This is a genomic window from Lactobacillus sp. HBUAS51381 (genome assembly GCF_012641095.1).
Lineage (GTDB): Bacteria > Bacillota > Bacilli > Lactobacillales > Lactobacillaceae > Levilactobacillus.
The window spans coordinates 1-268 of the sequence record NZ_JAAVSC010000102.1; the positions used below are offsets into that span (position 1 = coordinate 1).

At 49.6% G+C, this 268-nt stretch carries 1 rRNA gene; it reads left to right on the top strand.

Annotation, left to right across the window (positions count from 1 at the left end):
* Positions 1-268 (top strand): 16S ribosomal RNA (locus HEQ50_RS13020); the annotation flags it as partial.

A 268-nucleotide genomic window follows, 5' to 3' on the forward strand; every position in this document is an offset into this window, starting at 1 on the left:
ACGAAAGTCTGATGGAGCAATGCCGCGTGAGTGAAGAAGGGTTTCGGCTCGTAAAACTCTGTTGTTAAAGAAGAACACTCTTGAGAGTAACTGTTCAGGAGTTGACGGTATTTAACCAGAAAGCCACGGCTAACTACGTGCCAGCAGCCGCGGTAATACGTAGGTGGCAAGCGTTGTCCGGATTTATTGGGCGTAAAGCGAGCGCAGGCGGTTTCTTAAGTCTGATGTGAAAGCCTTCGGCTTAACCGGAGAAGTGCATCGGAAACTG